General features: G+C 70.4%; 12 protein-coding genes. 8 read left to right on the forward strand and 4 right to left on the reverse strand.

The features are described 5' to 3' along the window. Positions 1–107 precede the first annotated feature (107 nt). The 3 genes from AWC03_RS00130 (at position 108) to AWC03_RS00140 (ending at position 4772) form a co-directional block, all read left to right on the forward strand. Entirely contained in the window at positions 108–359 is a 252-nt protein-coding gene (locus AWC03_RS00130; protein WP_085238501.1) for an Rv1535 family protein, read from the forward strand. A 319-nt stretch (positions 360–678) separates the two neighbouring features. Beyond that, positions 679–3816, forward strand: coding sequence for an isoleucine--tRNA ligase (gene ileS / locus AWC03_RS00135; RefSeq protein ID WP_085238680.1), 3138 nt, complete (start codon positions 679–681; stop codon positions 3814–3816). A gap of 95 nt (positions 3817–3911) precedes the next feature. Further along, on the forward strand, positions 3912–4772 hold the full coding sequence (locus AWC03_RS00140; RefSeq protein ID WP_085238502.1) for a DUF559 domain-containing protein: 861 nt from the start codon (positions 3912–3914) through the stop codon (positions 4770–4772). A gap of 49 nt (positions 4773–4821) precedes the next feature. Here the strand turns inward: AWC03_RS00140 and AWC03_RS00145 are convergent, their stop codons facing one another. After that, positions 4822–5322, reverse strand: a complete 501-nt coding sequence (locus tag AWC03_RS00145) for a hypothetical protein (RefSeq protein ID WP_085238503.1) — start codon at positions 5320–5322, stop codon at positions 4822–4824. 33 nt (positions 5323–5355) lie between these two features. Here AWC03_RS00145 and AWC03_RS00150 point away from each other — a divergent pair, with 33 nt between their 5' ends. After that, positions 5356–6768: a DNA polymerase IV gene (locus tag AWC03_RS00150; protein ID WP_085238504.1), complete on the forward strand. Its 1413-nt coding sequence runs from the start codon at positions 5356–5358 to the stop codon at positions 6766–6768. On the opposite strand, the gene AWC03_RS00155 is transcribed toward AWC03_RS00150, so the two are convergent. Beyond that, positions 6733–7659, reverse strand: a complete 927-nt coding sequence (locus AWC03_RS00155; protein ID WP_085238681.1) for an asparaginase — start codon at positions 7657–7659, stop codon at positions 6733–6735. The genes AWC03_RS00150 and AWC03_RS00155 overlap by 36 nt on opposite strands. A gap of 70 nt (positions 7660–7729) precedes the next feature. Between AWC03_RS00155 and lspA the strand changes: the two genes are divergently transcribed. Together lspA and AWC03_RS00165 are read left to right on the forward strand one after the other, a co-directional pair. Next, a complete protein-coding gene (gene lspA, locus AWC03_RS00160) occupies positions 7730–8311 on the forward strand; it encodes a signal peptidase II (RefSeq protein ID WP_085238505.1) in 582 nt (193 codons plus the stop codon). Further along, a complete protein-coding gene (locus AWC03_RS00165) occupies positions 8311–9237 on the forward strand; it encodes an RluA family pseudouridine synthase (RefSeq protein ID WP_085238506.1) in 927 nt (308 codons plus the stop codon). Before lspA ends, AWC03_RS00165 begins: the two co-directional genes overlap by 1 nt. Here AWC03_RS00165 and AWC03_RS00170 read toward each other — a convergent pair whose 3' ends face one another. After that, on the reverse strand, positions 9238–9996 hold the full coding sequence (locus tag AWC03_RS00170; protein ID WP_085238682.1) for a methyltransferase domain-containing protein: 759 nt from the start codon (positions 9994–9996) through the stop codon (positions 9238–9240). Between the two features lie 123 nt (positions 9997–10119). Then, positions 10120–10530 carry a group I truncated hemoglobin gene (locus AWC03_RS00175; RefSeq protein ID WP_085238507.1) on the reverse strand — a complete coding sequence of 137 codons (411 nt, stop codon included), beginning with the start codon at positions 10528–10530 and terminating at the stop codon, positions 10120–10122. 285 nt (positions 10531–10815) lie between these two features. Between AWC03_RS00175 and AWC03_RS00180 the strand changes: the two genes are divergently transcribed. Further along, a complete protein-coding gene (locus tag AWC03_RS00180; RefSeq protein ID WP_085238508.1) occupies positions 10816–11856 on the forward strand; it encodes an SDR family NAD(P)-dependent oxidoreductase in 1041 nt (346 codons plus the stop codon). A 4-nt stretch (positions 11857–11860) separates the two neighbouring features. Then, a complete protein-coding gene (locus tag AWC03_RS00185; RefSeq protein WP_085238509.1) occupies positions 11861–12664 on the forward strand; it encodes an SDR family NAD(P)-dependent oxidoreductase in 804 nt (267 codons plus the stop codon). Positions 12665–12772: the final 108 nt, after the last annotated feature.

Genomic DNA, 12772 nt, shown 5'->3' on the forward strand with positions numbered 1-12772 from the left:
ACGCTAATGGCTTGCCGGCCAAGCGTTCTCCGGATCGGAACCGCGACGGGATGGGACGCGTCAGTCCAGTTAGTCCCGTTTTCACGAACCCCGCCTAGGAGGCGATCATGACCGTAGCTCTGCACGACGAAGTGGTGACCGCAGCGCCCGCCCGCAAGCTGAGGGTGGTGCGCGACGCCGACACGACGCAGGCCGCCGTTGCGGCCCCCGCGCCCAAGAAGGCCGCCCGCAAGGTCCAGAAGCGGCCCGTGCTCGCCGGCGACCCGCTGGTGGAGGGCGCCACCCGGCTGCTCAGCGTCCCGCTGCGCCACGTGTACGCGGCACTGTGGCGCGTCGGCGTGCTCGAAGTCCAGGCCTGATCCGATGTGCAGCGACCAACCATGGCTCCAAGGGGCTACCCGGCCGCAGGTGTTTCCTGAGGCCAGGTAGCCACTTGGGGCGCTTCGCCTGAGTAGAATCGAGCCACTGGCGTCGATCCGGCATCACCGGGGAGCCTTCGGAAGAACAGCCGGCTTCTCCAGCGGAACCAGCTCAGTAGAACCGAACGGGTGGGCCCGTCACAGCCTTCAACGAGCGGCCACGCGCAGCGTGGCAAGCGGGGTGGTACCGCGGCGCTCGCGCAGTCAGCGCGTCGTCGTCCCCGGCCTCACCATAGGCACGCAGGAGACGACGCGCACCGTGACCGAGAACGCTGACGCCAAGGCCTACCCGAAGCTGGCCGGTGGCGCCCCGGACTTCCCGGCCCTCGAACTCGAGGTCCTCGACTACTGGGCCGCCGACGACACCTTCCGGGCCAGCATCGCCCGCCGCGACGGCGCCCCGGAGTACGTCTTCTACGACGGACCGCCGTTCGCCAACGGGCTGCCGCACTACGGGCACCTGCTCACCGGCTATGTGAAGGACATCGTCCCGCGGTATCGCACCATGCGCGGCTACAAGGTGGAGCGCCGTTTCGGCTGGGACACGCACGGGTTGCCCGCCGAACTCGAGGTCGAGCGGCAGCTGGGCATCAGCGACAAGTCGCAGATCGACGACATGGGGATCGCCGCGTTCAACGACGCGTGCCGCGACTCGGTGCTGCGCTACACCGACGAGTGGCGGGCGTACGTCACCCGTCAGGCCCGCTGGGTCGACTTCGACAACGACTACAAGACGCTCGACCTGTCCTACATGGAGTCGGTGATCTGGGCGTTCAAGCAACTCTGGGACAAGGGCCTGGCCTACGAGGGCTACCGCGTCCTGCCGTACTGCTGGCGCGACGAAACCCCGTTGTCCAACCACGAACTGCGGATGGACGACGACGTCTACCAGAGTCGCCAGGACCCGGCGCTGACCGTCGGATTCAAGGTAATCGGCGGTGGCCCCCAGAACGGGTTAGCCGGCGCGCACCTGCTGGTGTGGACGACCACGCCGTGGACCCTGCCGTCGAACCTGGCCGTCGCGGTCAACCCCGAGGTGACCTACGTCGAGGTGCGGGCCGGCGAGCACCGGTTCGTGCTCGCCCAACCGAGGCTGGCCGCCCACGCCCGGGAACTGGGCGAAGAACCCGAAGTGCTGGCCACCTACCGCGGCGCCGACCTGCTCGGCACCCGCTACCTGCCGCCGTTCCCGTATTTCATGGACAGCCCCAAGGCTTTTCAGGTGCTGCCCGGGGAGTTCGTCACCACCGAGGACGGCACCGGCATCGTGCACATGGCGCCGGCCTACGGCGAGGACGACATGGCCACCACCGACAAGGTGGGCATCGTGCCGGTCACGCCGGTCGATGCCAGGGGCCGCTTCGACGCCACGGTGCCCGATTACCAGGGGCAGCGCGTCTTCGACGCCAACCCGCACATCATCCGCGACCTGAAGAACGGCAGCGGCCCGGCGGCGGCCAACGGCGCGGTGCTGCTGCGCCACGAGACCTACGAGCACCCCTACCCGCACTGCTGGCGCTGCCGCAACCCGCTGATCTACCGGGCGGTGTCGTCCTGGTTCGTCACGGTCACCGCGTTCCGGGACCGCATGGTGGAACTCAACCAGCAGATCACCTGGTATCCCGAACACGTCAAGGACGGCCAGTTCGGCAAGTGGCTGCAGGGCGCCCGCGACTGGTCGATCTCGCGAAACCGCTACTGGGGCAGCCCCATTCCGGTGTGGAAGTCCGACGACCCGGCCTACCCGCGCATCGACGTCTACGGCAGCCTCGACGAGCTGGAACGCGACTTCGGGGTGCGACCGACCAACCTGCACCGGCCCTACATCGACGAGCTGACCCGGCCCAATCCCGACGACCCGACCGGCCGCAGCACCATGCGGCGCATCCCCGACGTGCTCGACGTGTGGTTCGACTCGGGGTCGATGCCGTACGCCCAGGTGCACTACCCGTTCGAGAACGCGGAGTGGTTCGACACGCATTATCCGGGCGACTTCATCGTCGAATACATCGGGCAGACCCGCGGCTGGTTCTACACGCTGCACGTGCTGGCCACCGCGCTGTTCGACCGACCCGCGTTCAAAACCTGTGTCGCGCATGGGATCGTGCTGGGTTCGGACGGGCAGAAGATGAGCAAGTCGCTGCGCAACTACCCCGACGTCTCCGAGGTGTTCGACCGCGACGGCTCCGACGCCATGCGGTGGTTCTTGATGGCCTCGCCGATCCTGCGCGGCGGCAACCTCATCGTCACCGAGCAGGGCATCCGGGAAGGCGTGCGCCAGGTTCAGCTGCCGCTGTGGAACGCCTACAGCTTCCTGGCGCTCTACGCGCCGAAAGTGGGCACCTGGCGCACCGATTCGCCGCATGTACTCGACCGGTACATCCTGGCCAAGCTGGCCGTGCTGCGCGACGACCTCACCCGTGAGATGGACTCCTGCGACATCTCGAGGGCGTGCGAGCACCTGCGGCAGTTCACCGAGGCGCTGACGAATTGGTATGTGCGCCGGTCGCGTTCGCGGTTCTGGGAGGAGGACGCCGACGCGATCGACACCCTGCACACCGTGCTCGAGGTGACGGCGAGGCTCGCGGCGCCGCTGCTCCCGTCGGTCACCGAGATCATCTGGCGTGGCCTGACCGGGGGGCGGTCGGTCCATCTCACGGATTGGCCCGACGCCGAACCGCTGCCGGCCGACCCCGATCTGGTCGCCGCGATGGACCAGGTCCGCGACGTGTGCTCGGCGGCGTCGTCGCTGCGCAAAGCCAAGAAGCTGCGGGTGCGCCTGCCGCTGCCGAAATTGACCGTGGCGGTGGACGATCCGCGGCGGCTGGAGCCGTTCGCCGCCCTGATCGCCGACGAGCTCAACGTCAAGAGCGTCGAGCTGACCGACGCCATCGACACCTACGGCCGGTTCGAGCTGACCGTCAACGCCCGCGTCGCCGGGCCGCGGCTGGGCAAGGACGTGCAGGCCGCCATCAAGGCGGTCAAGGCGGGGGAGGGCGTCGTCAACCCCGACGGCACCCTGACCGCGGGACCCGCGGTGCTGCAGCCCGAGGAGTACAGCTCGCGGCTGGTCGCCGCCGACCCGGAATTCACCGCGGCGCTGCCCGACGGGGCGGGCCTGGTGGTGCTGGACGGCACGGTGACGCCGGAGCTGGAGGCCGAGGGCTGGGCCAAGGACCGCATCCGCGAACTGCAGGAGCTGCGCAAATCCACGGGTCTCGACGTGTCGGACCGGATCTGTGTGGTGATGTCGGTGCCGGCCGAGCGGGCCGACTGGGCGCGCACGCATCGCGACCTGATCGCCGGTGAGATCCTGGCCACCGATTTCGAATTCGGCACGCCCGCCGACGGTGTCGACATCGGCGACGGCGTGCGGGTGAGCATCGCCAAAGCCTGACCCGCGAAACTGTATTCCGCGACGCATTTCCCGAGACGAGCGGTCGCTAGTTGCAGTCTCGCGGGCATGTCGGCGTGGCGTGACACCCTGCCGTCGTGAGCACAGAGCCATTCGTCGGTACCGACGCCATCCGCGCGGGGGCGTGGACGCAACGTGAGCTCCGGCGCTCGTGCACCCGGATCTACCGCAACGTGTACCAGCGGCGCGGCGGCGAACTGACCGCGCGGGACCGCGCGATCGCCGCGTGGCTGTGGTCCGGTAAGCAAGCCGTCGTTGCGGGCACCTCGGCGGCGGCCCTGCACGGCGCCGAGTGGATCGATCCGCACTCCCCGGCCGAACTGGTCTGCGACCGCACTCGTCCGCCGCCATTGATCGTCACCCGCAACGAGACGCTTGCCGCCGCAGAGGTGACGATGGTCGACGGCATACCCGTCACCTCGGCGGCCCGCACTGCCTTCGACCTGGGACGGCGACCGGGGTCGACTGTCGCGGTGATCCGCATGGACGCCCTGGCCCGAGCGACGGGCCTTGCCGCCGAAGACGTGTGGCCGCTGGTGGACGACCACCGCGGCGCCCGCGGCACGAGGCAGTTGCGACGCGTGTTGCCCCTCGTCGACGCCGGCGCCGAATCTCCGCAGGAGACCAGGACACGGCTGGCGCTGATCCGCGGGGGCCTACCCAGGCCGCAGACCCAGATCGTCGTGCGCAACGTCTGGGGCGCCGTGCTGGCCAGGATCGACATGGGCTGGGAGGAGTGGCTGGTCGGGGTGGAGTACGACGGCCCGCAACACTGGACGGACCCGCGCATCCGCGCCAACGACATCGAACGCACCGCGGAATTGGAGCGACGCGGATGGCGCTTGATTCGCGTCAGCGCCGACCTGCTCAGACACCGGCCGGATGTCCTCGTGGAGCGGGCTCGGAGTGCCCTCACCGCGAGGGGCTGTAAGTGCTGACCGCGAGACTGCAACTGGGAACGTGTTTCTCGAGAGGACTCGTCGCTGGTTACAGTTTCGCGGAGGGGCGGGAGCGCAGCGCCCGGTGGGCGTGCGGCCAGAACGGCATTCCCGCCACGACGGTCGCGCCGGTGGCGATGAGTCCGACCGCCACGTCGACGCTCTCGCGGCCGTCGCGTGCCCAGTAGACGTCCTTGAGGTCCAAGAGCAGCGCGAGCTCGTCGACGATCATGGCGTTCGCGGCCCCGTAGGCCATGGCCGCCGCGGGATGCCGTCGTTGCCTGTCGGTTCCGCGCAGGCCCACGCCGCCCACCGTCGCCAACATCCCGATGCCGATGTTGTAGTGGTGAAAGTGCTTGCCGCCCAATGACACACCGCCCCCGGACGGGCCGTGGCCCGCCCGGATCCAATGCGTCAGCGCCCGCAGCCCGGCGAACGTGAGGGTGAACGACGTCCAGGCCAGGACCGTGGCCTGCTCACCGGGCTGCAGCCGCTGGTCCCACTGGTGACGCAATCGCTCCCACCGAGACTTCGGTGCTTCGGCGTCCATACCAAATGACGCTAGACCCATAGCATCAATTGCGTGGAGTCCCGTTGGGTGCTGCACCTGGACATGGATGCGTTCTTCGCCTCGGTGGAACAACTCACCCGGCCGACCCTGCGGGGGCGGCCGGTGCTGGTCGGCGGCCTCGGCGGGCGCGGCGTGGTGGCCGGCGCCAGCTACGAAGCCCGCGTGTACGGCGCCCGGTCGGCCATGCCGATGCATCAGGCCCGCCGCCTGATCGGGGTGACCGCCGTGGTGTTGCCGCCGCGCGGCGTCGTCTATGGCGTGGCCAGCCGGCGGGTCTTCGACGCCGTGCGCAGCCTGGTGCCGGTCGTCGAGCAGCTGTCCTTCGACGAGGGCTTCGGTGAGCCGCCGCAGCTCGCGGGCGCGTCCGCCGAGGACGTCGAGGCGTTCTGCGAGGACCTGCGGGGACGGGTGCGCGACGAGACCGGCCTGATCGCCTCGGTCGGCGCCGGCTCGGGCAAGCAGATCGCCAAGATCGCCTCCGGTCTGGCGAAGCCCGACGGCATCCGGGTCGTCCGGCGCGCCGAAGAGCGGTCGCTGCTGGGCGGGCTGCCGGTGCGGCGGTTGTGGGGCATCGGGCCGGTCGCCGAGGAGAAGCTCAATCGGCTCGGCATCGAGACGATCGGCAACCTGGCCGCGCTGACCGACGCCGAGGCCGCCAACATCCTGGGCGCGACGATCGGGCCGGCGCTGCACCGCCTGGCCCGGGGCGTCGACGACCGCCCCGTCGCCGAGCGCGCCGAAGCCAAGCAGATCAGCTCCGAGTCCACCTTCGCCGTCGACCTGACCAGCCTGGAACAGCTGCGCGAGGCGATCGACCCGATCGCCGAGCACGCCCATCAACGTCTGCTGCGCGACGGCCGCGGCGCCCGCACCGTCACGGTGAAGCTGAAGAAGTCCGACATGAGCACGCTGACCCGCTCGGCCACGCTGCCCTACGCCACCACCGAGCCCGGCGCGCTGGTCGCGGTGGCGCGGCGGCTGCTGCTCGACCCGCGCGAGATCGGCCCGATCCGCCTGCTGGGCGTGGGCTTTTCGGGTCTGAGCGACGTGCGCCAGGAGTCGCTGTTTCCGGATCTGGACCTGGCGGGGGAGACGTCGGAGGAACACGCCGTCCAGACCGCTGCCGAGGCCATGTTCGCGCCGGGGCCGGAGGCGGTCCCGGGGTGGCGGATCGGTGACGACGTCGCGCACCGCGAACTCGGGCACGGCTGGGTGCAGGGCGCGGGCCACGGCGTGGTCACCGCGCGGTTCGAGACCCGCAGCTCGGGCCCGGGCCCGGCCCGGACCTTTCCCGCCGACACCGCCGAGCTGACCAAGGCCAACCCGGTCGACTCGCTGGACTGGCCGGACTACCTGGGCGCGATGCAGGACCTGGAAGCGAATGCGGCGTCAGCCCCACCGGGCGATGACATCGCCGACCGGTAGCCCCGCGGCCAGCGCGGCCATCATCAGCACGCGGGCCTGCGGCGGCCGCAAGCTGGGCACCATCACCGCGCCCGCGGCCGCCATCTCGTGCCCGGGCCCGTAGCTGGCCCCGACCCGGCCGCCCGGGACGCGGGTGGACACCGCGACCGCGACGCCGGCCCGGCAGTGGCGACGCACCGCGTCGACCACCGCGTCGCCGGCGTTGCCCGAACCCAGCGCCTCGAGCACCACGCCGCGCGCCCCGGCGGCCACGCACGCGTCCAGGGCCACCCCGTCGCTGCCCAGGTAGGCGGCGACGATGTCCACCCGCGGCGCCTCCGCCGCGCTCAGGGCGCCGAGCTGGGGCCGCGTCTTGGTGCCGGCCAGCGTGACGCCGCCGTCGGCGGTGCCGATCAGCCGGCCCGCGAAACCGCTCAGGTCGTTGGTCGCCACCTTGCTCATCCCCAGCGGCTGCAGCACCCGGCCGGCGAAACACACCAGCACGCCCAGGTCGCGAGCGGCGGGGCTGCCCGCCACCGCAAGGGCGGCCCGCAGGTTGGCCGGACCGTCGGCGTCGGGGGCGTCGGCGCCGCGCATGGCCCCGGTGAGCACCACCGGAACGTCGCCGTCATGGGTGAGCTCGAGCCACAGCGCGGTCTCCTCCATGGTGTCGGTGCCGTGCGTGATCACCACACCGTCGGCGCCGCCTGCGATCGCGGCCCGCACCGCGCCGCGCATCCGGTCCCAGTCGGCCGGCACCAGCTGCGAGCTGTCCACGGCCAGGAGGTCGACCCCGTCGACGTCGAGTCCGGCCGCCAGATCGGCCGCGCCATAGGCGGGCCGGTGCACGCCGTCCGCGCCGGTGCCGGTCGATATGGTGCCTCCGGTGGCGATGACGGTGAGCCGGCCCATGGGGAGATCATCGCGCACGCCAACCGCGAACATCGGCCGGCCCGCGTCCGCATTGGGGGATGATGTGAGAGTGCCCGAGGAACCCGCAGGATCCACTGAGCCCGTGACCTCAACCGACGAGGCCGAGAACGCGGCCACCGACCCGCAGCGTCCGCCCAGGCGGCTGCGCCTGCTGCTGTCGGTCGCCGCGATCGTCCTGGCCCTCGACATCGTCACCAAGGTGCTCGCCGTCAAACTGCTGCCGCCCGGTCAGCCGGTGCCCATCATCGGCGACACGGTGACCTGGACGCTGGTGCGCAACTCCGGCGCCGCGTTCTCCATGGCGACCGGGTACACCTGGGTGCTGACGCTCATCGCGACCGGTGTGGTGGTCGGCATCTTCTGGATGGGACGGCGGCTGGTGTCGCCGTGGTGGGCGGTCGGGCTGGGGATGATCCTCGGCGGCGCCATGGGCAACCTGGTCGACCGCTTCTTCCGGGCGCCCGGCCCGCTGCGCGGCCATGTCGTGGACTTCCTGTCGGTCGGCTGGTGGCCGGTGTTCAACGTCGCCGACCCGTCGGTGGTCGGCGGCGCCATCCTCTTGGTGGTGCTGTCGGTCTTCGGCTACGACTTCGACACCGTGGGCCGGCGGAGCAAGGCCGACCGAAGCTGATGACCGACCGTTCCATGCCGGTCCCCGAGGGACTGGCGGGCATGCGCGTGGACGCGGGCCTGGCCCGGCTGCTGGGATTGTCCCGCAGCGCCGCGGCGGCCCTGGCCGAAGACGGAGGCGTCGAACTGGACGGCGTGCGGGCCGGGAAGTCCGACCGGCTGACCGGCGGCGCGTGGCTGCAGGTGCGCCTGCCCGAAGCCCCGGCGCCGGTGGAGAACACGCCCGTCGACATCGAGGGCATGACGATCCTGTACTCCGACGACGACATCGTCGCGGTCGACAAGCCGGCGGCGGTGGCCGCCCACGCCTCGGTGGGCTGGACCGGGCCGACCGTGCTCGGCGGCCTGGCCGCCGCCGGCTACCGGATCACCACGTCCGGGGTGCCCGAGCGGCAGGGCATCGTGCACCGCCTCGACGTGGGCACCTCCGGGGTGATGGTGGTGGCGCTCTCCGAGCGCGCCTACACCGCGCTCAAGCGGGCGTTCAAGCAGCGCACGGTGGACAAGCGCTATCACGCGCTGGTGCAAGGGCACCCGGACCCGTCCAGCGGGACGATCGACGCGCCGATCGGGCGGCACCGCGGCGGTGAGTGGAAGTTCGCGGTCACGACGAACGGACGGCACAGCCTCACCCACTACGACACCATCGAAGCCTTTCAGGCCGCCAGCCTGCTCGACGTGCACCTGGAAACCGGTCGCACCCACCAGATCCGGGTGCACTTCTCCGCGCTGCACCACCCGTGCTGCGGTGACCTTGTCTACGGAGCGGACCCGAAGCTCGCGAAAAGGCTTGGGCTGGAACGGCAATGGCTGCATGCCCGCTCGCTGTCGTTCGCCCATCCGGCGGACGGCAGGCGGATGGAGATCGTCAGCCCGTACCCGGCCGATCTGCAGCACGCGCTGGACGTGCTGCGCGCCGAGGGCTGATCACCCGGGTTTGCGCGCCTCGACGAGCAGTCGCACCGAGTGCGCGACGAAGGGCCCGTCGGCCTCGATCCGCTCGTGCAGCTCGCGCAGCCGCCCGCGATAGGCGTCGACCGTGAAGTCGGGCACCGTCCAAACCACCTTGCGCAGGAAGTAGATGACGGCGCCGATGTCGAAGAACTCGGCCCGCATCCGCTCCATGCGCATGTCGACCACGTCCATCCCGGCGGCTTGGGCCTCGGCGCCCTGGACGTCGGGGTGCAACTCGGCCCACTTCTCCGGCTGCGGGCCGATGAAGTACTCGACCAGCTCGGCCATCGTCGCGGGCCCGATCTGCTGGGCGAAGTAGGTGCCGTCCGGCCGCAGCACGCGGGCGATCTCGGGCCACCGCACCGCGATCGGGTGGCGGCTGGTCACCAGGTCGAAGGCCGCATCGGCGAACGGCAGCCGCGGCTCGTTCCCGGTCACCACGACCACCACGCCGCGCGGATGCAGGCGTCGCGTCGCCAGGGCCGCGTTGGGCGGCCAGGATTCCGTCGCGGCCATCGTCGGCGGAAACGCCTCGGCGCCGGCGAGCACCTCGCCGCCGCCGGTGTCGAGGTCGCAGGCGGCTGACACGTTCGCCAGCCGCTGGCTCATCTGCCGCTGGTAACCCCACGACGGGCGTTCCTCGGTGGCCCGCCCGTCCAGCCAGGAGAAATCCCAGCCGTCGACGGGGGCCGCGTCGGCCTCCGCCACGAGGTCGTCGAATGTGCGGCCCATGCCGAGCATGCTAGGCACCGTGCGCGGCTGCCGGGCGTACCTTGGGCGCGTCCCGCCGAGATTGCCGCCACGGCCGTGGCGGCGCCCGCGACCGCAGCCCTCACCGCAATCTCGGCGAACGGGCTAGACCGTGGCCTTGTTGGCCTCGCCCGTCGCGATCTCCGGGGCCAGCGGCGCGATCGCGCCGATGATCTCCGTGACCGTCTCGGAGGGGACCCCGGCCGCCGCGAGCGCGTCGGACAGGTGCCGGGCCACCAGGCTGAAGTGGTGCATGGTGATGCCGCGCCCCTGGTGCACCTGTTTCATCGGCGCGCCGGTGTAAGGCTCGGGGCCGCCGAGGGCGGCGGCGAAGAACTCCACCTGCCTGCCTTTGAGGCGGTTCATGTTGGTGCCGGTGAAGAAACCCGCGAGCTGGTCGTCGGCGAGTACACGAACGTAGAAGTCCTCCACCACGACTTCGATCGCCTCGTGCCCGCCGATCCGGTCGTAGATGGCGACCGGCTCGGGTTTGCGGAACCGTGCCAGAATTTTCATAATTCCGATTGGAACATCTCGGCATTGCTCGCCAGTTAGTTCGGGATCACACGCGGATGTCTTTGCGTAACAAGCGGATTGCCCCCTTTTGACGGTTGCCTGCGCCGGGCCGTGAGGCGTGCGGCCCGCGTTACGTGCCCGAAATCTGCACCGAGCCGGGGGATTGATGCCATAGGTTGGCTTGATGACGCACGTCACATCATTCACTCAGCCCCGCCAGGCGATCGTGGTCAACGGGCAGGCCAGTTGCGGTCGGGGGGCCGACATCATCAGGAGCCAAAGCCGATGAATCTTGGTGACTTAACGAACCTGGTCGAAAAGCCGCTCGCGAGCCTGGTGGAGAAGCCGATCGCGGCGGTGTCCCACATCGTCAACACGCCCAACTCCGCGGGGCGCTACCGACCGTTCTATCTGCGGAACCTGCTGGACGCCGTCCAGGGCCGCACGCTGGACGAGGCCGTCGGGGGCAAGACCGTCCTGATCACCGGGGGATCGTCGGGCATCGGCGAGGCCGCCGCGAAGCGGATCGCCGAAGCGGGCGGCAAGGTCGTGCTGGTCGCGCGGACCCGGGAAAACCTGGAGAAGGTGGCCGCTGAGATCGAAGGCAACGGCGGCACCGCCCACGTCTACCCGTGCGACCTGTCCGACATGGACGCGATCGCCGCGATGGCCGATCAGGTGCTCAGGGATCTCGGGGGCGTGGACATCCTGATCAACAACGCGGGGCGCTCGATCCGGCGTTCGCTGGAGCTGTCCTACGACCGGATCCACGACTACCAGCGGACCATGCAGCTGAACTACCTGGGCGCGGTCCAGCTCATCCTCAAGTTCATCCCCGGGATGCGCGAACGCGGCTTCGGGCACATCATCAACGTCTCCTCGGTGGGCGTGCAGACGCGCGCGCCGCGCTTCGGCGCCTACATCGCCAGCAAGGCCGCGCTGGACAGCCTGTGCGATTCCCTGCAGGCCGAGACCGTCAACGACGGCGTGAAGTTCACCACCGTGCACATGGCCCTGGTGCGCACGCCGATGATCAGCCCGACCACGCTCTACGACAAGTTCCCGGCGCTGACGCCGGATCAGGCGGCCGGGGTGATCGCCGACGCGATCGTGCACCGGCCCCGCCGGGCCAGCTCGCCGTTCGGGCAATTCGCCGCCGTCGCCGACGCCGTGAACCCGGCGGTGATGGACCGGGTGCGCAACCGGGCGTTCGCCATGTTCGGCGACTCCGATGCCGCCCGAGGTGACGAATCGCCAAGCGATTCACCGCAATTCGACAAACGCAGCGAGACGTTTGTGCGGGCGACGCGCGGGATACATTGGTGACATCATGAGCCTTCCCAAACCCGACATTGCGACCACCGTCGTCATCACCGGCGCCTCCTCCGGAATCGGCGCCGAACTGGCCCGCGGGCTGGCGCGCCGCGGCTTCCCGCTGTTGCTGGTCGCGCGGCGCCGCGAACGCCTCGACGAGCTGGCCAACGAGGTGGGCCAGGAGTACTCCGTGGCGGTCGAGGTGCTGCCGCTGGACCTCGGCGACCCCAAGGGCCGCGCGAAGTTGGCGGACCGGCTGCGCGCCGAGCCGATCGCCGGGCTGTGCAACAGCGCCGGGTTTGGCACCAGCGGCGTCTTCTACGAGCTGCCGCTCGAGCGCGAAAGCGAGGAGGTGACCCTCAACGCGCTGGCGTTGATGGAACTCACCCACGCGGCCCTGCCCGGCATGGTCGAGCGCGGGGCCGGCGCGGTGATGAACATCGCGTCGATCGCGGGCTTTCAGCCGGTGCCGTACATGGCGGTCTATTCGGCCACCAAGGCGTTCGTGCAGACGTTCTCCGAGGCCGTGCACGAGGAGCTGCACGGAACGGGCGTGTCGGTCACGTGCCTGTGTCCGGGGCCGGTGCCGACCGAGTGGGCCGAGATCGCCAACGCCGAGCGGTTCAGCATTCCCATCGCGCAGGTCTCGCCGCGCGACGTCGCCGAGGCGGCGATCGCCGGGATGTTGGCCGGCCGGCGCACCGTCGTACCCGGTGTGGTGCCGAAGGTCGTGAGCACCGGCGGCAGGTTCGCGCCGCGCGGCCTGTTGCTGCCCGGGATCCGGATCGGTAGCCGCTTCCGCGGGGGACCCAGCCGCTGACGGTTCTGGCATCGGTCGCGGACAGTGTGCGTCTGTGGCGGCGAGTGTGCGTCCTGGGTGGTTCCGCGCCCAGCAACACCGCCCTGAGCGCACACCGAAAGCCGTCCG

It is taken from the genome of Mycobacterium europaeum, from assembly GCF_002102155.1.
Classification (GTDB): domain Bacteria; phylum Actinomycetota; class Actinomycetes; order Mycobacteriales; family Mycobacteriaceae; genus Mycobacterium; species Mycobacterium europaeum.

What these genes read in the sequence shown, in the direction of transcription:
- AWC03_RS00130 (WP_085238501.1), top strand. Translation starts at nt 108, where the DNA reads ATGACCGTAGCTCTGCACGACGAAGTGGTGACCGCAGCGCCCGCCCGC.
- AWC03_RS00145 (WP_085238503.1), bottom strand. Translation starts at nt 5,322, where the DNA reads ATGGACGCCGAAGCACCGAAGTCTCGGTGGGAGCGATTGCGTCACCAG.
- AWC03_RS00155 (WP_085238681.1), bottom strand. Translation starts at nt 7,659, where the DNA reads ATGGGCCGGCTCACCGTCATCGCCACCGGAGGCACCATATCGACCGGC.
- AWC03_RS00165 (WP_085238506.1), top strand. Translation starts at nt 8,311, where the DNA reads ATGACCGACCGTTCCATGCCGGTCCCCGAGGGACTGGCGGGCATGCGC.
- AWC03_RS00170 (WP_085238682.1), bottom strand. Translation starts at nt 9,996, where the DNA reads ATGGGCCGCACATTCGACGACCTCGTGGCGGAGGCCGACGCGGCCCCC.
- AWC03_RS00175 (WP_085238507.1), bottom strand. Translation starts at nt 10,530, where the DNA reads ATGAAAATTCTGGCACGGTTCCGCAAACCCGAGCCGGTCGCCATCTAC.
- AWC03_RS00180 (WP_085238508.1), top strand. Translation starts at nt 10,816, where the DNA reads ATGAATCTTGGTGACTTAACGAACCTGGTCGAAAAGCCGCTCGCGAGC.
- AWC03_RS00185 (WP_085238509.1), top strand. Translation starts at nt 11,861, where the DNA reads ATGAGCCTTCCCAAACCCGACATTGCGACCACCGTCGTCATCACCGGC.